The organism is Cedecea sp. FDAARGOS_727 (genome assembly GCF_012273235.1).
Lineage (GTDB): Bacteria > Pseudomonadota > Gammaproteobacteria > Enterobacterales > Enterobacteriaceae > Cedecea > Cedecea davisae.
This window is the reverse complement of sequence record NZ_CP050966.1, coordinates 2,051,996-2,075,080: the sequence shown is the minus strand read 5'-3', so window position 1 is coordinate 2,075,080 and position 23,085 is coordinate 2,051,996. Positions and strand designations below refer to the sequence as shown.

Here is a 23,085-nt window from a genome sequence, read left to right as displayed (position 1 = left end):
CACTCCCGCCAGCATCAACCCAGAAGCGGCGGCTGGCGTGAAGATAAGAATTAATCTCATCGGATAACAACTTTTTTCTGCCTGATTTCCCGTCTCGCGTGACCTCTCTGATGCAGTGTTTATCGTTATTCACCTTCAGGGATACATCATGACCACAAAATATAACGGAAAGGCTACGGCCATTTCCGGGGCCACACCGCCTGCGGCGCAGAAGTTCCGGCTTCGTCGCCCCCGCCTCACTTTGGGAGCGGCCCTCTCCTGCCTGCTTATCTTGACCACCAGCCTGCCAGCGGCATCCTGGGCGGCACAGCAGCCAGCCGGAGCGGCAACCATCTCCTTTGCCGTGCCTGCCGGGCCGCTTAGCGGAGCGCTCCAGACTCTGGCAAACGACGCCAACGTAATGCTCGTTTTCACGCCTGAGCAAACCAACAATAAAACCAGCCAGGGTCTGCAAGGCAACTATTCGGTCGAAAATGCGTTTGACCGCCTGCTGGCGGGAAGCGGGCTGCGGGCCGTGCGCGAGGGGAGCGGCTACCGGCTGATAAACGTTAGCGTGGCGCAGGCACATGCCGCGCCGATTATTGTCCCGGAGCTCTCCGTAGTCAGCGGCCAGCAGGACAGCGTGGTTGCCGGGCGCTCAACGCTGAAGAAAGAAAACATCGAGCGTATTCAGGCCGACAACGTGGCCGAACTGCTGGATAAGCTCCCCGGCGTTTCTTCCGCCGGTTCCCCACGCCCCGGCGGCCAGAGCCTGAACATCTGGGGCATGGGTGGGATGGAGGACATCAAAGTCACGCTGGACGGCGCGCCGAAAGGCTTTGAGAAATACCGCCAGGGCTCGGTCTTTATCGAACCCGAGCTGATTAAACAGATAGATGTCGATAAAGGCCCCTTCAATCTGGCTAACGGCAACGGCGGCTTTGGCGGCAGCATCAAAATAGTCACCAAAGACGCGGCCGACCTGCTGCTGCCCGGTGAAGATTTTGGCGGCATGATGAAATACAGCTACCACACCAATGATAATCAGAACATATACAGCGGCGCGCTGTATGGCAGAACGCCCGAAGGCTTTGCCGATGGCCTGCTGTACGTCAACAAACGCGACGGCGGCAATATTACCCGGCCGGACGGCACGCATTTTGACTACTCCGCCAATCGCCAGGGCACCTGGCTTGCAAAAACCAACCTATATCTGACCGACTCGCAGACTCTGACCCTGTCGGCTATGCGCTCAGAGTCCGACGGCTGGCAGCCGTTCGCGGCAAAACGCGATGATATCGCGGCCCCCAGCCAGGCGGATATCGACAAATACGGGCTCAATGAAGCGTGGCGCCGCAAGCTGGTTTACCGCAATCAAACCGATGAAAACTACTCGGTCAAATGGAACCTGGCTCCGGCGGATAATCCGTGGATAGACCTCACGCTCAACTACGCTTACTCCAATACCAAACAGCACGACACCCGCCCGAACAGCGCCTCTACGGCCAGCTATCTGGGTACGCTGGGGAATGAAAGTTGGGTGGACTATAAAGACAACCTGGTGGAGATAAGCAATAAAAGCCGCTTCAGCACCGGGCCGGTGGAGCACCTGCTGGAAGTGGGCGCAAGCTGGCATAAAAATAAGCGCGACACGTTAATGTACTACCCGAGCTACAAGAAGAATCCGGCCTATAACTACGGCTATTTCCAGCCCTACTATATGCCCGCCGGGGAGCAGCAAACGCGCGGCCTTTACCTTCAGGACAGCATGACGCTCGGTAGCGTCACCGTTACGCCGGGCGTGCGCTACGATAGCGTGAGCAACACCGGGCAGCCGAACATTGCCCCGATGTATAACAACAGCAATCCTAAATATGGTCACGACTACAGCACCAAAAGCTATCACGGCTTTACGCCAGCGCTTGGCGTAGTCTGGAAAGCGACGCCGAATGTGTCGCTGTTTGCCGATATCACCCGCACCTGGCGCGCGCCGACGATTGACGAGCAGTACACCGTGCAATATGCACAGTCTAACGTGCCCAGCACCAGCCGCGACCTGAGCGTTGAGAAGATAAACAGCATCCGAACCGGGATGATCCTTAACTTCGACAACGTGCTGGCTGACGATGACAGCGTGCAAATCCGCACCACGGTATTCCGCAACCGCGGCAAAGATGAAATCTTCTACCGCCGTGGGGTCCTGTGCCAGGCGCAGTCTGTTAAAGGAAACGCAAACTGCGGCACGCCGCTGTCAAACTACCGCAACCTGCCGGGCTACACCATTCAGGGGCTGGAAATCGAATCGTTTTACGACAGCAAACGCCTGTTCGGCAGCTTCTCTTTCTCCACCATTCGCGGCCAGCGTGATGCTTCTCCGCGCGATCCATGGGGTGAAAAAACCTGGCTGGCAGAAATCCCGCCGACCACCGCGCACACCCTTGTGGGCGTAAAAGTGCCGGAGTGGAATATGGCCTTTGGCTGGACAACGGACCTGGTTCGCAAGCAGGACCGCTCCCCGCAGGACGGCGACCCGTTAGCCGGAGTCTGGGCGCTGCCTAAGACCAGCGGCTATGCGTTACAGGGGCTGTTTGCCACCTGGCAGCCGGAGCAGATTAAAGGGATGGAGGCCCGTATCGCCGTCGATAACCTGTTCAATACCGACTACTACCCGTACCTGGGCGAGTCCGTCTCCGGGATCGGCCGCAACTTTAAACTCAGCATTTCACAGAAATTCTGACCGCTCACCGGCAGCGCTCATCGCAGCGCTGCCGGTCTTCCTTCGTTCCCGCCCGCAAAATTGCATTAATACTTCGTCATCTATTGACACAAAAAGACGAAAACGCAAATAATAATGATTATCATTTCAACAATTATCACGCCCTGATAAAGATCAATGGTGAGTGGAATAAATGCAGAGTGCCCAACAGGTAGCGCAGCAGCTCTATTGCGACCATCAGCGCTGGCTGTATCACTGGCTACGCAATAAAGTCGGCTGCCCGGAGCACGCGCAGGATCTCACCCAGGACACCTTTATCAATATCCTGGTCAGCCCTGACCTGGAAGCCATTCGCCAGCCTCGCCCCTTCCTGGCGACCGTGGCACGACGCCTGGTTGCCAACCATTACCGGCGCAAAAAGCTGGAAGAAGCGTGGCTCGAAGCCCTTGCAACGCAGCCCGAACAAGAGCACCCCGACCCGGAAACCAGCCTGCTCATCCTCGAGACGCTGGAAAAAATTGATAGCGCCCTCGACGGGCTGCCGCCGCATGTGCGGGAGGCTTTTCTGCTCGCGCATTTGCAGGGCATGCGCTATTGCGACATCGCCGAACGCCTGAGCGTTTCCAGCAGCTCGGTGAAACAGTATTTGCAGCGCGCTAACCTGCACTGCTTTTTTGCCCTCAGCTCATGAAACCGCGCCCGCTTGTCGATAGCCAGGGGCGGGAACTGAACCTGGACAGCGCCCATGCCGCCGCGTACTGGCTCACGCAGCTGATGTCTGACGATGCCAGCGAGCAGGACAGGCTCAACTGGCAGCACTGGCTGACGCAAAGTACCGATAATGAACGAGCCTGGCGGCATATTGAGTCGGTTTGCGCCGGGTTTAAGCAGGTGGACGGCAAGCTGGCACAGCAAAGCCTTTCCGCGCTGAACGCAGGCAGCAGGCGCACGCTGCTGAAGGGGCTTGCTGCCCTGCTGTTGGTTGGCGGTTCCCTTGAGTGGGGACGGCAGCAACAAAGTTGGGAAATGTTGACCGCCGATTACCACACGGCAACGGGCGAGCAGCGTCGAGTCGAACTTAGCGAAGGCAGCCAGCTGTTGCTGGACACGCAAACCGCGCTAAACGTGCATTACACCGGGCAAGAACGCCAGATAGAGTTACTCAGAGGCGACCTGCTAATCACCACAGGCAAGCAGGAGAAGCTGGCTGCTTCCCCTCGTCCTTTTAGCGTGACCACGCCCCACGGCAAAGTACTGGCCCTCGGCACGCATTTCCGCGTGAAGCTGGAAAAAGAGCAAACCAAGGTGGCCGTCTACGAGGGCGCGGTAAGGCTGTACCCGAAAGATAATATGCAGGCAGGCCCTCGACTCATCGCGGGCCAGGGTGCCTGGCTGGCCAGAGACCAATCTGGCGGAATTCGCAAAGGCGAGCGAGAGCCGGGCTGGGTTCACGGTAAATTGCTGGCCGATAATATGCCGCTGGGTGAATTTTTACGGGAGGTGAATCGCTATCGCTCAGGCATTCTGCGCTGCGACGAGGATATCGCAGGGCTACTGCTCTCAGGGGTCTTTCCACTGGCGGATACTGACCAAATCCTTGCGGCGCTGCCTGCCGTACTGCCCGTCAGGGTAAATACTCTGTCGCGCTACTGGATAAGCCTTTCTCACCAGTGAATAATACTTAATAGATTAATAATCCATGCTGATTATGCCGTTATTGATTTTCCTCTGCCCTTTTTCAGATCAGCCGTGTCCTCCTTTTTATCCGTACTGAATCGACGATAAGCGGCCAGAGTCTGGCCTGCGGAGTATTTTTGTCATGCCTTTTGCCCTGCCGATAAAACGCACTCTCCACGACTGGCCGGACGGTGGCCGCTCCTCCCGCTGGGGAAGCGGGCTGCTGTTGGCTCTGCTGCTGCACGCCGGGCTTCTCTTTTGGCTCGGCTACCGTTCAACGCAGATGCAGCCCGCCACGGCCTATCCTTCGGTAGCGCTGATGCTGCTCCCCAATACCCAGCCTGCTTCAACGGCAACACCCGAAGAACAGCCGGATACGATAAAGCAGCGGCAGTCCAGCGCGCAGGAAGAAGAGCCGCAGCCCGAAGAGGAGCCGGTAAGCAAAAGCGTCATAGCGCCCAACCCGGAGATAATAGCGGCGAAAAAGGTACGGCATAAAAGCAAACCCAGGCCTCAGGTAGCCAAACCGCCGGAGAAAATACTACCGCCAGCGCCCACGCCGCCCGCACCGGTCACCACCGCGCCGGCGAGTCAGCCGCAGCAGAACGCCGGAGCCGCAGGAAGCAGCGCGGTGAGCGCCCCCAGCCTCGGGGAAGTTAACTGGGTAAGCCTGCTACGCCAGCGCCTGGACCACTACAAACGTTACCCGGCCCAGGCATTGCGCCAGCAGGCTGAAGGCGTGGTTTACCTGACCCTGACGCTGAACCGCCAGGGGCAGGTGGTGAGTGTTGCGGTGGAAAAGAGCAGCGGCGTGCCCGCCCTTGACCGTGAAGCCCTGGCGTTACCCTCTCGATCCGCCCCGCTCCCCCCGCCGGGCGAGGAAGTTGCCCCCGGCAAAGATCGGGTCACCCTGACGCTTCCGATCCGCTTCGATCTTCGCCAGTAAGATCCTCCGCTCAATGCTCGATTGTGCAGCATTGAGTTTTCCCCCTCCTGGTGATCGACACAGATCACAAAAAAACCGCCTTCACTCGCGTTAACGTTGCACAAGTGAGCATTAAAATTTATGTTAATCGAGCAACAACGAGCAAACATACATTAACGAGGATACAGCGGTGAGTCATAACCATGTAGGGCAGACAGTGATGAATGAATCGACCATTGCCGATGGCGTAACCAAGGTCGCCAGGCAGCTTAATAGCCGTTATCACGAGGCGGTGGTAATAACGGTCGTTCCCGGCGGGATCTTATTCACCGCTGACCTGGTCAGGCAGTTAACCTTCGATATTTCAATGGACTACATTTCATGCCCGCATACGCCCGGTGACAGAAATAACAGTTCAACCATTGTTTACCACGATAATATCGGCATTAACGGCAAGGACGTTATTTTAGTCGATGACGCCATCGAGTCCGGCGGCACGATGAAAAGACTGGTTGAACATTTAACGCATCAGTATTCGCCTAACTCTTTGTCAGTGGCCACTTTATTCGTCAAACCTGGGCGTGTGGACATCCCCGTCGAGCAGTTCTATGCCTGGATTATGGACAATGACGACCTGCTTATTGGCTACGGTATGCCGTGGCAAAACAAATATCGAAACCTGCCGTTCGTCTCAAAACTAAAAATATAAACCTTCCGATTACACTTACCGATGGGTGAATAAATGCTAAAGCTGATAATCACGGATCTCGACGGCACCTTCCTTAATAGCCACGGCGATTACGACAGAGCGCTATTTGCTGAAATTCACGGCTTAATGGCCGAAAAAGGCGTTCATTTTGCTACCTGTACCGGCAAACAGTGCCAGCGCGTTGAAGAACTCTTTGCCGACTACGGCAATAACCTGTGGATTATTGGCGACAGCGCCACTCGTATTAAATATAACGGCGAATATGTTTTTGAATCGCTAATCCGCAATGAACTGGGCTTACGCATTATTAAAACGCTGGAAGAGGTGAGCGCCAGCCACGTCATTATCGCCTGTAGCAACGAAGGCGCTATTATCCGCAAAGATGTTCCCCAGCCGCTTAAAGATAAAATTCGTAAGTCTTACGCCAGCCTTATTCAGGTGGACTCGCTAGCCGACCTGGACTGTGATTTTGTGAAGATTAGTGTCTTTGATGAAGCAGGAAACTGCCCTCAGACCCGGCCGCACCTGGTGCCTTTTGAGCAGCAGGTTTATATCGTGGTGTCCGAAGCCGCGTGGATAGACATTGCCGACTTTGGCGTGCATAAAGGAACGACGGTGCAAAAACTTCAGCAGTTGCTTAACGTTGGCCCGCACGAAACGATGGCGTTCGGCGACGGCTATAACGACCTTGAGCTGCTGGCACAGGCGGAATACAGCTTTGCGATGCGAAATGCTTTTGAAGAAACGAAGTCGGCGGCGAAGTTTATTACCGGCAGCAACGATGAAAGCGCGGTTCAGCACACCATCAGGCGCATGCTTGCGCTGCAAAGCTGAATAAAACAAAAGGCGGCATCAGCGCTGCCTTGTTGATTAGCCTGCCACTTCAATGAGCATGTTTACGCCGCTGAAATCGGCGATTTTGGTCTCTGAGCTGACTACCGCAACATCAATGTCTTCGCAGGGTGCGACCTTGTAGCGCGCCACCTGCGACATCTTATTGGCGGTCACCGCCGCGATAACTTCGTTGCTCTGCCCGAGTACTTCTCGTTTAAAACAGGCATCTTCGTAATAAACCGCGCTCAGGCCAGCCTGCGGATCCAGCCCGCATACGCCGATAAACGTCTGGTCGAAAACCATGCCGCGAATTTGATTCACCGTGTCGGAACCGAGCGTGCTGCCGGTCAACGGGTTAACTTTCCCGCCCAGCAAAATCAGCTCTCCCCTGGTGCGCCCGCTGATCGCGGCCGCAATTTGCGGGGAATTGGTCACGATAGTGAGATCCAGCTCTTCGGGGATAAACTCCACCATCGCCAGATACGTTGAGCCAGCATCCAGGAAAACGCAGGTGTTGGCCTTTATCCTCCGGGCACACGCGCGAGCAACCTGCGACTTCTCAACCACATCCTGCGCGACGCGAGTTTCAAAACTGGCGGACTGCTGGAACTGGCTTATTGCCCCACCGTAGACCTTTTTGCACAGCCCGCGCCGTGCAAGCTCCTGTAAATCCCGGCGAATAGTATGCTCAGACACGCCCAGTTTTCGCGCCACATCGGCGCCGATAACCCTGCCCGTCTCGGTGAGGATCTGATGGATCATCGCCTGGCGCTGTTCAGGCAATACGTCATAATCTGTCACGTTTAGCCCTCAAATAGATGCAATACGGCATAACATATCATAACCCGGCACTCCGGCTAAGAGCGCAGCCTCGGCGCAAATGGGCCGGTGACCTGCCAGGCAAGCTATGGTCTCTATTTTTAATAGCGTTCGTGACGCAGATAACAAATAATAATTTTCGCTATTGCTGATTCAGTGTGGCTATGGCGATACTTTCCGGCGTAGCAAGTTAAGACTGGCTACCAACGCATTTTTATTGAGGCGTGTCACTGCTCAGGCAGGCAAGACCAAAATAAGAATGCACTTCTCCTGCGGGCGAGGTGCATTTTCATTTTGGTCTTTTTTTTTGTTTTTTTCCGGGGAAAACTGATGGATTACAAACAGCTTGGTATTGAAATTTTAGCGCTGGCGGGAGGCAAGCAGAACGTCAGCAAACTCACGCATTGCGCCACCCGCTTGCGGATGGAGTTTAATGACGACGCAAAAGTGAACGCAAAAGCCATCGAAGCGTTGCCGGGCGTGATAAGCGTTGTAGATCGTGGCGGCCAATTCCAGATTGTGGTCGGGAATAACGTCCAGCAAGCGTTCCGTGCGATGCAAAAAGAGATTGGGCAATCCGGCACGCAAACGGGCGGGCCGCAAAAACAGAAGGCCAAAGGCGGGATTGTTTCGCAAATTATCAGCGTTATCTCAACCACCTTTACGCCGGTTATACCGGCCATTACCGGCGCGGGCATGATCAAAGCGCTGCTGGCAATTTTAAAACTGACCGGCGTGATGGCGGCTGACAGCCCGACTTATCACCTGCTGGATACCATTTCTGATGCGGCATTTTTCTTCCTGCCGGTGCTGCTGGCCTACGGCGCATCTATCAAATTTGAATGTAACCCGATTCTGGCGATGACCATCGCGGGGGCCCTGCTGCACCCTAATCTGGCGCAGATGATGGCGGCCGGGACGGCGATTGATTTCATCGGTATTCCGGTTCGCCTGGCCGATTACGCTGGCTCCGTGCTGCCGATTATCTTCACCGTCTGGTTAATGTCATATGTCGAACGCTTCGCTGAGAAAGTGTCGCCGACGATGATTAAATTCTTCACTAAGCCAATGATTATCCTGCTGGTAACGGCCCCTCTGGCGCTGGTTGTGGTTGGGCCTTTCGGCATCTTCCTGAATGACGTGGTAGCCAGCGGGGCGGCGATAATAGACGGCAAAGCGAGCTGGCTGATTCCAATGTTAATGGGCGGATTACAGCCGTTCCTGGTGATAACCGGTACGGCCTGGGCGATGACGCCGATAGCAACCGGGCAGCTCGGTAAAAATGGTTTTGAGATGATTAATGGCCCCGGCATGCTGGCCTCGAACATTGCGCAGGGGGCCGCGACGCTGTGCGTTGCGTTCCGCACGAAGAACAAAAACCTGCGCCAGCTGGCCTCTTCCGCCGGTTTCACAGCGCTGCTGGGAATAACCGAGCCTTCGCTGTATGGCGTCACGCTGAAACTGCGTAAGCCGCTGATTGCGGCGATGATCGGCGGCGGCTGTGCCGGTATTTATGCCGGGCTTAGCGGGCTGGTGCGTTACGCGTTTGTCTCGCCTGGGCTGGCGGCGCTCCCGGCGTTTATCGGTGAAAACCCGATGAATATCGTCCACGCGCTGATCACCTGCGCCATCGCGATGGTGGTCACATTTGCGCTGACCTGGATTCTGGGCTTCGAAGACCCGGTTGAAGAGACGCCAGAAGGGCAAGACGCCGCGCCAGCTCCCGCTACACAACCGCAGATAATCAGCCCGCTGGCCGGTGAGTTAGTCACGTTGGATCAGGTGAGTGACGACGTGTTTTCACAAGGCCTGCTGGGCAAAGGTGTCGCGATCATTCCGCATGAGGGCCTGCTGCGTGCGCCGGTTGATGGTGAAGTGGTGACATTCCTGCCTTCCCGGCACGCCGTAGGTATCCGCGGTGACAATGGCGTGGAGATCCTGATGCACATCGGGATTGATACCGTCAATCTGGGCGGCGAGCATTTTGCCTCTGAGCTTCAGGTTGGGGATCGGGTGCGGGCGGGTGATGAGCTGGTGCGTTTTGATATTGCCGCCATCGTCGCGCTGGGTTACGAAATCATCACGCCGGTACTGGTGGTAAACAGTGACGAGTATCCGCAGCTGGAATGCCGCGAACCGGGTAATGTTCATTTTGGCGAGCAGATAATGACGCTGAATACAGCTAAGGATAAAGCATGATTTTCCAGACGCTTGAAGGGTTTCCAAAAGATTTCCTGTGGGGCGCATCAACGTCGGCCTATCAGGTCGAAGGGGCGTGGAACGAGGACGGTAAAAGCCCGTCGGTCGTGGATATGCTGACGCATCCTGAAGAAGCCGCTGATTTCACCGTCGCCAGCGATCATTATCATCGCTTTCGCGAGGACATCGCCCTGTTTGCCGAGCTGGGGCTGAAAGCCTACCGGTTCTCCGTAGCCTGGACGCGCATTCTGCCGGAGGGAACCGGCGAGGTAAATCAGGCCGGGCTGGCGTTTTACCAGCAGTTGATCGACGAGTTGCTTCATCACGGTATTGAGCCGATAGTGACTCTCTATCATTTTGATCTGCCATATATTCTTGAACAGCAGGGCGGCTGGTCGAACAGGGCAACAATTGATGCTTTTGTGGAGTATGCCGCCGTGTTGTTTACGGCCTTTGGCAGCAAAATCAAATACTGGCTGACCATCAATGAGCAAAATACGATGATTTTGCATCCCGGTGCGATTGGGATGCCGAAGGGCGGAGAGTTGCCGTCAAAGCAGGTGCTGTATCAGCAAAATCACCACATGATGGTGGCGCAGGCTCGGGTGATGGCGTTATGCCACCAGCTTTGCGCTGGCGGGAAAATTGGTCCGGCGATTAACACCACGTCGATGTATCAGGAGACCTGCCACCCGCTCGATGCCATCGCCGCCCATAACTGGGAGACGTTGCGCTGCTGGAGCTTCCTGGATGTAGCCGTTCACGGCCGCTATAACGCGCTGGCCTGGCGCTATCTTGAGGATCGGGGCCTGGCCCCGGTCATGGCACCTGAAGATGCCGCCCTGTTATTAGAGGGCAAACCGGACTATGTGGCGATTAACTATTACTCAACGGCAACCATCGCCGCCAGCCGGGGCGATGCTTCAGACCTCAGCGCACGGGCGGGCGATCAGCAAATTATGCTGGGTGAGCCGGGGGTATATCGGGCGGCGGAAAACCCCTTTGTGGATAAAACCCAATACGGCTGGGTCATCGATCCGGTCGGGTTACGCCTGACTTTGCGTAAAACCTGCGAGCGCTACCATCTGCCAATCCTGATAACCGAGAATGGAATCGGTGCGGCAGATACTTTGCTGCCGGATGGTACAATTAATGACAACTATCGCATTGAATTTATGCGGCAGCACGTTGAGCAGATGCAATTGGCTATTAACGACGGCGTCGAACTGCTCGGATACTGCCCATGGGCGGCTATTGATGTAGTCAGCACACATCAAGGCTATGCAAAGCGCTACGGGTTTATCTACGTTAACCGGGGTGAAAAAGACCTGATGGATCTGCGGCGTATCAAAAAGAACAGCTTCGCCTGGTATCAGCGCTTAATTGCGTCAAACGGCGAGCTACGCGGCTAAGGCAAAGGGTTGGCTGAGAAAATGAAGGTCATTAAGGTCCTCAACAATAGCCTGGTGCTCACAACGGATGGCGATAAGCACGAAGTTATCGCCATGGGCAAAGGTATTGGCTTTAGCAGCAAAGTCGGTGACGTTCTCGACCCGGCCTGCATTGAGAAAATATATGCGGTACAAAATAATCAGAAAGGCCGTGAATATCTGCGGCTGATTGAAGATACGCCGGAAGCGCATATTGAGATTGTGCAGACGATCCTCAGCCAGGCAAATGCCGGGCTGAAAGGCCGGGTCAACGAGCAGATATTTTTCACTCTGGTCGATCACATCAGTTTTGCCATCGAGCGTTATCACAACGGGATAACTATCCAGAACCGGCTGCTTTTCGAGGTGAAGCGCTTTTACCCCCGCGAATTCGCGGTAGCAACGCAGGCGCTGGCGTTCATCAATCAGCGGCTGAATATCCAGCTTCCTGAAGAAGAAGCGGGCAATATCGCCTTTCATCTGGTCAACGGCCAGACGGATGTGCAAAACATGGAGCACACGCTGCTGGCGGTGAAAATGCTGAAGGATATTTTCAATATCATTCAGTATCACTTTCGCATCACTATCGACACTGAATCACTCAATTACGCCCGTTTTCTGCTTCATATGCAGTTCTTCATTCAGCGCATGGTAGAAAAACAGCAGGTCGTCTCAAAGGATGATTTTATCTTCGGGCAGGTCATCAAAGAGTATCCGCATATTTACCGGTGCGCGCTGCTCATCCGCGATTACGTTAAAAATCTGCTGGAAATGGAGATGTCCAACGACGAACTGCTGTATCTGGTGATTCACCTGACGCGTATTACCCAAAGAGATGACTGAGTGAGTTAACAATCATTCACCTGCCAATGCCTGAGCGCAGGCCCAGGCCGAACTCCACGCCCACTGGAAGTTATAGCCACCCAGCCAGCCGCTGACGTCCATCACTTCGCCGATGAAGTACAGGCCCGGCGCTTTTTTGGCTTCCATGGTGCGCGAAGAAAGCTCATTGGTGTCCACGCCGCCAAGCGTCACTTCCGCCGTGCGGTAACCTTCGGTGCCGTTGGGCTGCACGCGCCAGGATTGCAGAGTTTCAACCAGCTCGCTCTGCTGGCGAACGTTGAGCTGTTTGAGCGTGACGTCCGGTATCTGCTGGAGCTGTTGCAGGCATTCCACCAGGCGCTTAGGCAGCAGCATGGAGAGGGTATTTTTCAGGCTCTGGTTCGGGTGGGCGCTACGCTGCTCGTTGATAAAACCGTCCAGATCGGTGTCCGGCAGCAGATTCACGCTGACAAATTCGCCCGGCTGCCAGTAGCTGGAAAGCTGTAAAACCGCCGGGCCGGACAGCCCGCGGTGGGTAAAAAGCAGGCTTTCGCGGAAGCTGACCCCGTTTTCGGCGGTAATCACCGAAGGCACGGAGACGCCGGACAGCACTTGAAGCTGCTCCAGCAGAGGTTTATGCAGGGTAAACGGCACCAGCCCGGCGCGGGTTGGCAGCACCTTCAGGCCAAACTGATCGGCCACTTTATAGCCGAATGGCGTCGCGCCCAGGCCAGGCATAGACAGGCCGCCGGAGGCGATAACCAATTTTGGTGCCCATACGCTGTCGCCGTTAAGCTCCAGGGTATAACCCTGCTCGTCGCGCTCTATACTCAGCACTTCGCTGCGCAGGCGCATCGTCACCTTTCCCTTCTCGCACTCGGCCACCAGCATGTCGACAATTTGCTGCGCGGAGTCGTCGCAGAACAGCTGGCCGAGGGTTTTCTCGTGCCAGGCGATGCCGTGCTTGCCCACCATGTCGATAAAGTCCCACTGGGTATAACGCGCCAGCGCAGACTTGCAGAAATGCGGGTTCTGGCTGAGATAGGCCGCAGGCTCCACATAAAGATTGGTAAAGTTGCAGCGTCCGCCTCCGGACATCAGGATTTTGCGGCCCGGCTTTTTGCCATTATCGATAAGCAACACGCGGCTGCCAGCCTGCCCGGCCATCGCCGCACAAAACATTCCCGCTGCACCCGCACCTATAATAATGGCATCAAACTTTTCCACGACCGACTCCCGACTATGCTTAAGGCAACGGATTGTAAAGATACGCGGCTGGTCGCACCAGCTTTAACGTCATTAACAATTGCAGGTGATTGAAAAACAAAATGTAAATCATTCCACCAACTGACCCGAAGGCGACTAATATCAAAAAAAGTCCAGATTTCACTTTGCCGCGGCTGAGGTTGTCTTACATAATGCGCCGCGTTCATGTCCTCAAAATGGCGTAACGTCTATGCTACATTTGTTTGCCGGCCTGGATCTTCATACCGGGCTTTTACTTTTGCTTGCTCTGGCATTTGTGCTGTTCTACGAAGCCATTAATGGTTTCCACGATACGGCCAACGCAGTAGCAACGGTGATTTATACCCGCGCTATGCGATCGCAACTTGCGGTGGCAATGGCTGCGGTATTTAACTTCTTTGGCGTTCTGCTCGGTGGGCTGAGCGTAGCCTATGCCATTGTGCATATGCTACCCACGGATCTGCTGTTAAACGTAGGGTCGGCCCATGGTCTCGCCATGGTGTTCTCTATGTTACTGGCCGCTATTATCTGGAACCTCGGCACCTGGTATTTCGGTCTGCCGGCCTCCAGCTCCCATACGCTTATCGGTGCCATTATCGGTATCGGTTTGACCAACGCGCTGATGACCGGTACCTCGGTAGTCGACGCGCTGAATATCCCGAAAGTTGTCGGTATCTTCGCTTCGTTAATTCTTTCCCCGATTGTCGGGCTGGTGATTGCCGGTGGGTTGATTTTCCTGCTGCGCCGTTACTGGAGCAACACCAAGAAAAAACAGCGTATCCACCTGACTCCGGCCGAACGTGAAAAGCAAGATGGCAAGAAAAAGCCGCCTTTCTGGACGCGTATTGCCCTGATCCTGTCCGCTATCGGCGTGAGCTTCTCGCACGGCGCTAACGACGGCCAGAAAGGCATTGGTCTGATAATGCTGGTGCTGATTGGCGTTGCGCCGGCGGGCTTCGTGGTCAACATGAACGCTTCCGGCTACGAAATCACCCGTACCCGTGATGCGGTGAACAACGTTGAGACTTTCTTCCAGCAACGTCCTGAGCTGCTGAAGAAAGCCACCGGCTCGGAACAGCTGATCCCTTCCCCGGAAGCAGGCTCAACTGAACCGGCTCAGTTCCACTGCCACCCGGCGAACGCGATTAACGCGCTTGACCGTGCGAAGCTGATGCTGACCGATATCGAAAGCTACGACAAGCTCACCATCGAGCAACGTAGCCAGCTGCGTCGCATCATGCTGTGCATCTCCGACACCACCGATAAAGTGGCGAAGCTGCCGGAAGTGAGCGCCGACGACCAGCGCCTGCTGAAAAAGCTGAAAGGCGATATGCTTAGCACCATCGAGTACGCGCCTATCTGGATTATCCTCGCGGTGGCTCTGGCCCTCGGCCTGGGTACGATGATCGGCTGGCGCCGCGTTGCGACCACTATCGGCGAGAAAATCGGTAAAAAAGGCATGACCTATGCGCAAGGGATGTCCGCGCAGATGACGGCTGCCGTTTCTATCGGTCTGGCGAGCTACACCGGGATGCCGGTTTCCACCACCCACGTTCTCTCTTCCTCCGTAGCGGGGACGATGATTGTGGACGGCGGCGGCCTGCAGCGTAAGACGGTAACCAATATCCTGATGGCCTGGATATTCACCTTACCGGCTTCGATTCTGCTTTCCGGCGGGCTGTACTGGATTGCGCTGCGCTTCGTGTAAGCGGCAGCCAAAAGAAAAGCGGGTCAGGAAACTGGCCCGCTTTTTTTATACTTGTTCATAACCCTGCCCTGATAAAACCTAGTGCCAGATAATCAGCCCAACGAGGCTAATCACCACCAGCCCGCACAACGAACTCGTCAGAATAAACTGGCGACGCAGGCGCTCGCAGCGGCGAATAAACTCCTCATCGTGATGGTCCAGATAGCGCTGGCCGTAAATATAACGAACCAGGCGAACCTGTTTACTGGGTTGGCCGTGAGATGTAAAAAAACCGCCGCCGTCGACGTATTGATACAGCAGTGGGTCACATCCGCGCAGCACCACCAGTAACGCACGCAGCGAAGAGTAATAACGCGCCATATTTACTACACAAACTACACAAAGCGCCCAGAACAGCGCGACGGTGCTGATCATGTACCCCTCCCGGCGAAGCCCTCGAAGCTCTTGCTCCGGGACAACCGCTCTCCCCGAAAACCCCTGTCAGACAATCCAGCGTGCAATAACCGACGCAGGTCACAGCTTTCTTCCCGCCCGGCTCATTTAATAGTGTAGGAGATCCCTTAATTTTTTTACCACCGCGTTAACCTTTATCAAAGTCACCATAATGATTTTTCGCTTGAATGTAATTGCGGGGTAGCGCATTGACGGGCTGAATAGCTCACTATAAGGTAGAAATACCATCTACAATTTAAGTCTTTAGGTAGGGTGACCGTAGCTCATGCCGCTGCGGTTCAGAAGATGACGGCGAGAGTCATCGATAACTTATGGAAGGAGTAACATTATGGCTTACAAACACATTCTGATCGCGGTAGACCTCTCTCCGGAGAGCAAAGTGCTGGTGGAAAAAGCGGTATCTATGGCGCGCCCATATAACGCGAAGGTTTCCCTGATTCATGTCGATGTAAATTACTCCGATCTGTATACCGGGCTGATTGATGTCAATCTGGGCGATATGCAGAAACGTATTTCCGAAGAAACCCATCACGCGCTAACCGAGCTGTCTACCGGCGCGGGCTACCCAATCACTGAAACCCTGAGCGGCAGCGGCGACCTCGGCCAGGTGCTGGTAGATGCGATTAAAAAATACGATATGGATTTGGTGGTATGCGGCCATCATCAGGACTTCTGGAGCAAGCTGATGTCCTCCGCTCGCCAGCTGATTAATACCGTGCATGTGGATATGCTGATTGTTCCGCTGCGGGATGAAGAAGACGAGTAACAGCATTGGCTCTCTCCCAACGGGAGAGGGCCAAGCCAACGGCCCGATTACTCCGGCGTCCCGGCATAAATATCAAACCGGTGTCCTTTAGTGACCACCGCATTCTGCGTCGCGACATCGGCCAGCGGCGGGGCGTAATCCGGGCGCTTTACTACTACCCTTTTCTTCGCCAGCATTCTCGCAGGCTCCAGTAGCCCGTCCGCATCTTCGTCCGGCCCCACCAGCGACTGAAACACGCGCATCTCTTTCTTCACCAGCGCGCTTTTCTGCTTATGTGGGAACATCGGGTCGAGGTAAACCACGTCCGGACGCGGCGTAATATCGCTTAACGCCGTCAGGCTGGATGCGTGAATTAGCTGGAGCCGCTCCTGTAACCAGCCGCCGATCTCCGCATCCTGGTAACCACGGCGCAGGCCGTCGTCCAGCAACGCGGCAACAACCGGATTACGCTCCAGCATGCGCACGCGGCAGCCGACCGAGGCCAGCACGAAGGCATCTCGCCCCAGCCCGGCGGTGGCATCAACCACATCCGGCAAATAGCTGCCTTTAACGCCCACGGCTTTTGCCACCGCTTCGCCACGTCCGCCGCCAAACTTACGGCGGTGCGCCATTGCCCCGGAAACAAAATCAACGAAAATTCCGCCCAGCTTTGGCTCATCGCGTTTGCGCAGTTCAAGATGCTCTGACGTCAACACCAGCGCCATCAGGGCGTCTTCATCATGCTCTAGCTGCCAGCGCTCGCTCAAAACAGTTAAGGCGCCGGAGTCGGCGCCTGCTTCAGTCAGTAAACAAATTTTCACGAGGTGAATTAGCCCTGAATGCCGTAGTGATCCAGCATCGCATCCAGCTGAGGCTCACGGCCACGGAAGCGCTTGAACAACTCCATTGGCTCTTCTGAGCCGCCGCGGGTCAGAATGTTGTCGAGGAACGACTGCCCGGTCTGACGGTTGAAAATACCTTCCTCTTCAAAACGAGAGTATGCATCCGCCGCCAGCACGTCCGCCCAAAGGTAGCTGTAATAGCCCGCAGCGTATCCACCGGCAAAGATGTGGCTGAAGGCGTGCGGGAAGCGGCCCCAGCTCGGCCCCGGCACCACGGCAACCTGTTTCTTAATTTCGGCCAGCGTTTGCAACACTTTTGCGCCCTGCTCCGGGTTAAATTCGGCATGCAGTCGGAAGTCGAACAGCCCGAACTCCAGCTGGCGCAGAATAAACAGCGCGGCCTGGTAGTTTTTGGCTGCCAGCATTTTCTCCAGCAGTTCTACAGGCAGGGATTCACCGGTTTCGTAATGGCCGGAGATAAACGCCAGCGCCTCCGGCTCCCAGCACCAGTTTTCCATAAACTGGCTCGGCAGTTCGACCGCATCCCACGGCACGCCGTTGATGCCGGACACGCCTGCGGTTTCGACTTTGGTCAGCATGTGGTGCAAACCGTGGCCGAACTCATGGAACAGGGTGATCACTTCATCGTGGGTAAACAGCGCAGGTTTGCCGTTCACCGGGCGGTTGAAGTTACAGGTCAGGTAGGCCACCGGCTTTTGCAGCGAGCCGTCGGCACGGCGCATTTTACCCACGCAGTCATCCATCCACGCCCCGCCGCGTTTGTGCTCGCGAGCATAAAGATCGAGATAGAAGCTGCCGCGCAGTTCGCCCTGGTCGTCATACAGCTCGAAGAAGCGCACGTCCGGGTGCCAGACGTCGATATCTTTACGCTCTTTGGCGGTAATGCCGTAGATGCGCTTCACAACCTCGAACAGGCCGTTCACCGCGCGCTCTTCCGGGAAGTACGGGCGCAGCTGCTCGTCGCTGATGCTGTAAAGGTGCTGTTTCTGTTTTTCGCTATACCAGGTGATGTCCCACGGCTCCAGCTCTTCCACGCCGTAATGCTCTTTCGCATAGGCGCGCAGCTGAGCCAGCTCGGCTTCACCCTGCGGGCGAGCGCGTTTTGCCAGGTCGGACAGGAACTCCAGCACCTGCTGCGGATTTTCCGCCATTTTGGTGGCGAGGGATTTCTCCGCGTAGTTGCCAAAGCCCAACAGCTGAGCCAGTTCGTGGCGCAGCGCCAGAATCTCTTCCATCACCGGGGTGTTGTCCCACTTCCCGGCATTCGGCCCCTGGTCAGACGCACGAGTGGAATAAGCGCGGTACATCTCTTCGCGCAGCGCGCGGTTATCGCAGTAGGTCAGCACCGGCAGGTAACTTGGGATGTCCAGCGTCAGCAGCCAGCCGTCCTGCTCTTTGGCTTCGGCCTGGGCGCGGGCGGCGGCAAGCGCGCTTTCCGGCATCCCCGCAAGCTCGGCTTCGTCGGTAATCAGCTTGCTCCAGCCCATGGTGGCGTCGAGCACGTTGTTGCTGTAGGTAGAACCCAGCTCGGACAAGCGGGCAGAAATCTCGCCGTAGCGCTGCTGTTTATCCTTCGGCAGGCCAATACCGGACAGTTCGAAGTCGCGCAGGGCGTTATCCACCGCTTTCTTCTCGGCAAGGCTCAGCTTCGCGTAGTTCTCGCCGTCGCGCAGGTCACGGTAGGCGTTATACAGCCCTTCGTGTTGCCCAACCCAGGTGCTGTATTCGGACAGCAGCGGCAGCGTTTCTTCATAGGCTTCGCGCAGCTCCGGGCTGTTCTGTACCGAGTTCAGGTGGCTGACCGGCGAGAACAGGCGCCCGAGACGATCGTCCACTTCCGCCAGCGGCTGAACCAGGCTCTGCCAACTGTAAGGCGCGCCCTGGGCGACCACGCTTTCCACCGCCGCACGGCAGTCGGCCAGCGCTTTGCTTACGGCCGGGACAACGTGCTCAGGTTTGATGGAGGAAAACGGCGGCAGCTCGAAAGGAGTCAACAATGGATTGGTCATAAGCGCGTTCCTGATTAAAAGGGAGAGTGAAGCGCTCAAGCGGCGCTTTGTGCATGGGATCTAGCATGGGGTTAAGTGTAGCGAATTTCAATCCCGGGCGTTGCGCATTACCGGTATCAGTTTACTGATTTAAAAGGGGCAACAAGGTTGCCCCGAGCAGGAAATTAGTGAGCCTTCTGCGCCATTGCGTAAGCGGCAGGCAGGTTCAGGCGCTGCCAGAACTGCTGGTCAGGCGTGGTGCCGGACAGCGGGTAGCCGGCCGGCAAGGCGGTTTTCACCATCAGGTCGCGGCGCTGGGCGGCGGAGAGCTTAGGCAGCGCGGCTTCCAGCAGCACTTCGGCACCTTGCGGCACCTTAAGCGTTTGCTTCTCGCCCTTCTGCTGCGGCAGGTCGTAAGTCATGGTGAAGCGATAAAGTTCTTTCATCCCTGGCGCACGGTAAGGATCGTCTTTAGCGGAAGATTTCGCACATTCGGCCAAAGAAGTGCCGCACTCTTTCTCCAGCGCGGTGCGCAGTTGATCACGAGCTTCGTTAAACAGCGCGCGGTATTTCGGGTCGTTCAGATAGTTAGCCACGTTGCGCTGGGCCACCATGCGGGAACCCATTACGTCGAGCGGGTAATGCACGCCCAGTACGATGCGCGAGTAGCCGTAACGCGCTCCACGTTCGACCAGCGAGTCGAAGCGTTCAGGAACCATCTGCGCCATCAGCAGCGCATCGGTATAGCCGGTATTGGTGTGGCCGCTCGGGAACGAGCCGCCGTCTGCGGTGTACGGCTTGTTATCTTTAATCACCACGTCGTCCGGCACCAGATGAATGGTGTTGCCGGAGATCAGGAACGGGCGCGGGTTGTTAAAGTGTTTCTTCGCCGCGCTGGTGCTGACTTCAGAGGCTTTAATCAGCGCTGCGGCCTTGCTCAGCTCGCCTTTATCGTAGGCGGCCAGGAAAGCTTTGCCCAGGCGAGGCCCCATGGCGTCGCTCAGAAAATAGAGATGGTTAATACCCTCTGCGTCTGCCAGCGCCTGGTGGCGGGAAGCCTGCACGGCATTCAGGTTAATGCTGGTGACGGTTTCGAGGTTTGGCTTAATCACGGAGTCCGGCAGCTTGCTGAACGCGGCGAGCAGCTCAATACCGGCTTTCTGGTTCGCTTTAGTCTGGAAGTCATAACCGCTGGCCTTCAGCCACGCGGTGTCCGCCAGTTTCTTGCTTTGCTTAGCCTTATCCAGCTGGTCGCGCGTCAGCTTATCCGCATCGCCTTTCAGCGCGGCACGCAGCGCCGTGAGGGACTGGCTTTCCAGTTCGTCAAAGCTCTGGCTGCTATTCGCCGGGGTGACGGTATTGGCTATCGCCGCTGCCTGAGGTAAAGAGACATCCTTCGCCAGCGCGGGGACGGCCACGGCCAGCGCAGCAGCCAGTATTGAGAGACGGAGTTTCATTATTTTTCCTTTTATTCAAACGATTACCTTGCCTGGCTGCGACGCTATCCTGGTAATTTGACGCTTTTATGACACATTTATGTTTTGAAACGCTTTCGCCCCAATTGAAACAGCGCCGCGTCCGGGCGGTAATCTGCCGCAATCTGCGGTAAACTGTGGGAAATTTGTTTTCTTATTTGCGGAACTCCAGCCCCCATGCTCAGCTATCGTCACAGCTTCCACGCCGGTAACCATGCCGACGTACTGAAACACACCGTTCAAAGCCTGATTATTGAATCGTTAAAAGAGAAGGAGAAACCGTTTCTCTATCTCGACACCCACGCAGGCGCCGGTCGTTACCAGCTGAGCAGCGAGCATGCGGAGCGCACCGGAGAATATCTGGAAGGTATCTCCCGCATCTGGCAGCAGGACGATTTGCCCGCCGAGCTTGAGGCCTATATTGGCGCGGTGAAGCACCTGAACCGCAGCGGCAACCTGCGCTATTATCCGGGCTCCCCGTTGATTGCACGCCACCTGCTGCGCGAGCAGGACAGCCTGCAGCTGACCGAGCTGCACCCGTCTGACTTCCCGCTGTTGCGCTCCGAGTTCCAGAAAGACGCCCGCGCCCGCGTTGAGCGTGCCGACGGCTACCAGCAGTTGAAGGCGAAACTGCCGCCGGTTTCCCGCCGTGGCCTGATCCTTATCGACCCGCCGTATGAGATTAAAACCGACTACCAGGACGTGGTAAAAGGCATTGCAGAAGGCTACAAGCGCTTTGCCACCGGCACCTACGCGCTGTGGTATCCGGTCGTACTGCGTCAGCAAATTAAACGCATGCTCCGCGAGCTGGAAGAGACCGGTATTCGACGCATTCTGCAAATTGAGCTGGCGGTGCGCCCGGACAGCGACCAGCGCGGCATGACCGCCTCCGGCATGATTGTTATCAACCCGCCGTGGAAGCTTGAGCAGCAGATAACAAACGTGCTGCCGTGGCTGCACAAGAAGCTGGTTCCTGCCGGTACCGGCTCGACGACGCTGAGCTGGGTTGTGCCGGAATAACGGCCGTCCCTTTCACAGTAATTGGTAGAACCTTTATCCCGGCGCGCTACAATCGCGCCTTATTTTCGACTCAAAAGGGAAACATCATGACCAAACATTATGACTACCTCGCCATTGGCGGCGGCAGCGGCGGTATCGCCTCGATTAACCGTGCGGCAATGTATGGGAAGAAATGCGCACTGATTGAGGCGAAAGATCTCGGCGGCACCTGCGTGAACGTGGGTTGTGTACCGAAAAAGGTCATGTGGCATGCGGCACAAATCGCCGAGGCGATTCACAACTACGGCCCGGATTACGGCTTTGATACCACGCTGAACCACTTCGACTGGGACAAGCTTATTGCCAGCCGTACCGCATATATCGACCGCATTCACGCCTCTTACGACAACGTATTAGGTAAAAACAAAGTTGACGTTATTCGCGGCTTTGCAAAGTTTGTTGATGCCCACACCGTTGAAGTGAACGGTGAAACCATCACCGCAGACCATATTCTGATTGCCACCGGCGGCCGCCCAAGCCACCCGAACATTCCGGGTGCGGAATACGGCATCGACTCGGACGGCTTCTTTGAGCTGCCGGGCCTGCCTAAGCGTGTTGCCGTTGTTGGCGCAGGTTACATCGCGGTAGAAATCGCAGGCGTTATTAATGCCCTGGGTTCTGAAACTCATCTGTTCGTGCGCAAGCATGCGCCGCTGCGTACTTTCGACCCGTTAATCGTCGAAACGCTGCTGGAAATTATTGAAACAGAAGGCCCGACGCTGCACACCAACGCTATCCCGAAAGCGGTAGTGAAGAACGCAGACGGCAGCCTGACGCTTGAGCTGGAAGATGGCCGCGCTGAAACCGTCGATACCCTGATTTGGGCGATTGGCCGCGAACCGGCTAACGACAACTTCAACCTGCAGGTGACCGGCGTTGAGCTGGATGAAAAAGGCTATATCAAGGTCGATAAATTCCAGAACACCAACGTGGCTGGCATCTACGCCGTGGGCGATAACACCGGCGCCGTTGAGCTGACTCCCGTTGCGGTAGCGGCCGGTCGTCGTCTGTCCGAGCGCCTGTTTAACAACAAACCGGACGAGCACCTGGACTACAGCAACATCCCAACCGTCGTGTTCAGCCACCCGCCAATCGGCACCGTTGGCCTGACCGAACCGCAGGCTCGCGAGCAGTACGGCGAAGACAGCGTGAAGGTGTATAAATCTTCCTTCACGGCGATGTATACCGCCGTGACCTCTCACCGCCAGCCGTGCCGCATGAAGCTGGTTTGCGCTGGCCCGGAAGAGAAAATCGTCGGCATCCACGGCATTGGCTTCGGCATGGACGAAATCCTGCAGGGCTTTGCGGTGGCGCTGAAAATGGGTGCGACCAAAAAAGACTTCGACAATACCGTGGCTATCCACCCGACCGCGGCGGAAGAGTTTGTGACGATGCGCTAATGGTTTAATGCCATGAAGTAAGATGAAAGAAGCTCACCC

Annotated in this window: 19 protein-coding genes; 13 read left to right on the top strand and 6 right to left on the bottom strand. The window is 56.1% G+C overall.

All coding sequences use genetic code 11. The features are described 5' to 3' along the window. Positions 1–148: 148 nt before the first annotated feature. The 6 genes from FOC35_RS09870 (at position 149) to FOC35_RS09845 (ending at position 6,840) form a co-directional block, all read left to right on the top strand. The gene (locus FOC35_RS09870) at positions 149–2,716 is read left to right on the top strand and encodes a TonB-dependent receptor (RefSeq protein WP_172568810.1); all 2,568 of its coding nucleotides are present in this window, start codon (positions 149–151) and stop codon (positions 2,714–2,716) included. Between the two features lie 172 nt (positions 2,717–2,888). Beyond that, a complete protein-coding gene (locus tag FOC35_RS09865; protein ID WP_016538606.1) occupies positions 2,889–3,386 on the top strand; it encodes a sigma-70 family RNA polymerase sigma factor in 498 nt (165 codons plus the stop codon). Beyond that, positions 3,383–4,369, top strand: coding sequence for a FecR domain-containing protein (locus FOC35_RS09860; protein WP_172568809.1), 987 nt, complete (start codon positions 3,383–3,385; stop codon positions 4,367–4,369). Before FOC35_RS09865 ends, FOC35_RS09860 begins: the two co-directional genes overlap by 4 nt. Positions 4,370–4,514: 145 nt before the next feature. Next, the gene (locus tag FOC35_RS09855) at positions 4,515–5,318 is read left to right on the top strand and encodes an energy transducer TonB (RefSeq protein WP_172568808.1); all 804 of its coding nucleotides are present in this window, start codon (positions 4,515–4,517) and stop codon (positions 5,316–5,318) included. A 169-nt stretch (positions 5,319–5,487) separates the two neighbouring features. After that, complete coding sequence (locus tag FOC35_RS09850) at positions 5,488–6,006, top strand: phosphoribosyltransferase (protein ID WP_254065386.1); 519 nt, start codon at positions 5,488–5,490, stop codon at positions 6,004–6,006. Between the two features lie 33 nt (positions 6,007–6,039). After that, positions 6,040–6,840 (top strand): HAD family hydrolase, encoded by an 801-nt coding sequence (locus FOC35_RS09845; RefSeq protein ID WP_172568807.1) that lies wholly within the window; start codon positions 6,040–6,042, stop codon positions 6,838–6,840. Between the two features lie 36 nt (positions 6,841–6,876). Here FOC35_RS09845 and FOC35_RS09840 read toward each other — a convergent pair whose 3' ends face one another. Beyond that, complete coding sequence (locus FOC35_RS09840; protein ID WP_254065385.1) at positions 6,877–7,641, bottom strand: DeoR/GlpR family DNA-binding transcription regulator; 765 nt, start codon at positions 7,639–7,641, stop codon at positions 6,877–6,879. Positions 7,642–7,989: 348 nt separating this feature from the next. On the opposite strand from FOC35_RS09840, the gene FOC35_RS09835 reads away from it, so the two are divergent. From FOC35_RS09835 to licT, 3 genes are read left to right on the top strand one after another with little or no spacing between them, the layout of a single operon-like run. Continuing rightward, positions 7,990–9,858 carry a beta-glucoside-specific PTS transporter subunit IIABC gene (locus FOC35_RS09835; protein ID WP_172568806.1) on the top strand — a complete coding sequence of 623 codons (1,869 nt, stop codon included), beginning with the start codon at positions 7,990–7,992 and terminating at the stop codon, positions 9,856–9,858. After that, positions 9,855–11,270 carry a glycoside hydrolase family 1 protein gene (locus FOC35_RS09830; RefSeq protein WP_172568805.1) on the top strand — a complete coding sequence of 472 codons (1,416 nt, stop codon included), beginning with the start codon at positions 9,855–9,857 and terminating at the stop codon, positions 11,268–11,270. Before FOC35_RS09835 ends, FOC35_RS09830 begins: the two co-directional genes overlap by 4 nt. Positions 11,271–11,291: 21 nt before the next feature. Further along, positions 11,292–12,131, top strand: a complete 840-nt coding sequence (gene licT, locus FOC35_RS09825; RefSeq protein ID WP_172568804.1) for a BglG family transcription antiterminator LicT — start codon at positions 11,292–11,294, stop codon at positions 12,129–12,131. Between the two features lie 12 nt (positions 12,132–12,143). Here the strand turns inward: licT and FOC35_RS09820 are convergent, their stop codons facing one another. Further along, positions 12,144–13,337 (bottom strand): NAD(P)/FAD-dependent oxidoreductase, encoded by a 1,194-nt coding sequence (locus tag FOC35_RS09820; protein ID WP_172568803.1) that lies wholly within the window; start codon positions 13,335–13,337, stop codon positions 12,144–12,146. Between the two features lie 229 nt (positions 13,338–13,566). On the opposite strand from FOC35_RS09820, the gene pitA reads away from it, so the two are divergent. Continuing rightward, entirely contained in the window at positions 13,567–15,063 is a 1,497-nt protein-coding gene (gene pitA / locus FOC35_RS09815; RefSeq protein WP_016538620.1) for an inorganic phosphate transporter PitA, read from the top strand. 78 nt (positions 15,064–15,141) lie between these two features. Here the strand turns inward: pitA and uspB are convergent, their stop codons facing one another. Further along, on the bottom strand, positions 15,142–15,477 hold the full coding sequence (gene uspB, locus FOC35_RS09810; protein WP_016538621.1) for a universal stress protein UspB: 336 nt from the start codon (positions 15,475–15,477) through the stop codon (positions 15,142–15,144). A gap of 367 nt (positions 15,478–15,844) precedes the next feature. Here uspB and uspA point away from each other — a divergent pair, with 367 nt between their 5' ends. Beyond that, positions 15,845–16,282, top strand: a complete 438-nt coding sequence (gene uspA, locus FOC35_RS09805; protein ID WP_008458645.1) for a universal stress protein UspA — start codon at positions 15,845–15,847, stop codon at positions 16,280–16,282. Positions 16,283–16,329: 47 nt separating this feature from the next. On the opposite strand, the gene rsmJ is transcribed toward uspA, so the two are convergent. From rsmJ to FOC35_RS09790, 3 genes are all read right to left on the bottom strand, one after another. Further along, positions 16,330–17,082: a 16S rRNA (guanine(1516)-N(2))-methyltransferase RsmJ gene (gene rsmJ, locus FOC35_RS09800; RefSeq protein WP_172568802.1), complete on the bottom strand. Its 753-nt coding sequence runs from the start codon at positions 17,080–17,082 to the stop codon at positions 16,330–16,332. A gap of 8 nt (positions 17,083–17,090) precedes the next feature. Continuing rightward, positions 17,091–19,133 carry an oligopeptidase A gene (prlC, locus tag FOC35_RS09795; protein ID WP_172568801.1) on the bottom strand — a complete coding sequence of 681 codons (2,043 nt, stop codon included), beginning with the start codon at positions 19,131–19,133 and terminating at the stop codon, positions 17,091–17,093. A gap of 164 nt (positions 19,134–19,297) precedes the next feature. Beyond that, positions 19,298–20,569 carry a phosphatase PAP2 family protein gene (locus tag FOC35_RS09790; protein ID WP_172568800.1) on the bottom strand — a complete coding sequence of 424 codons (1,272 nt, stop codon included), beginning with the start codon at positions 20,567–20,569 and terminating at the stop codon, positions 19,298–19,300. 195 nt (positions 20,570–20,764) lie between these two features. On the opposite strand from FOC35_RS09790, the gene FOC35_RS09785 reads away from it, so the two are divergent. Beyond that, positions 20,765–21,607: a 23S rRNA (adenine(2030)-N(6))-methyltransferase RlmJ gene (locus tag FOC35_RS09785; RefSeq protein WP_172568799.1), complete on the top strand. Its 843-nt coding sequence runs from the start codon at positions 20,765–20,767 to the stop codon at positions 21,605–21,607. A gap of 86 nt (positions 21,608–21,693) precedes the next feature. Beyond that, a complete protein-coding gene (gene gorA / locus FOC35_RS09780) occupies positions 21,694–23,046 on the top strand; it encodes a glutathione-disulfide reductase (protein ID WP_172568798.1) in 1,353 nt (450 codons plus the stop codon). Positions 23,047–23,085: the final 39 nt, after the last annotated feature.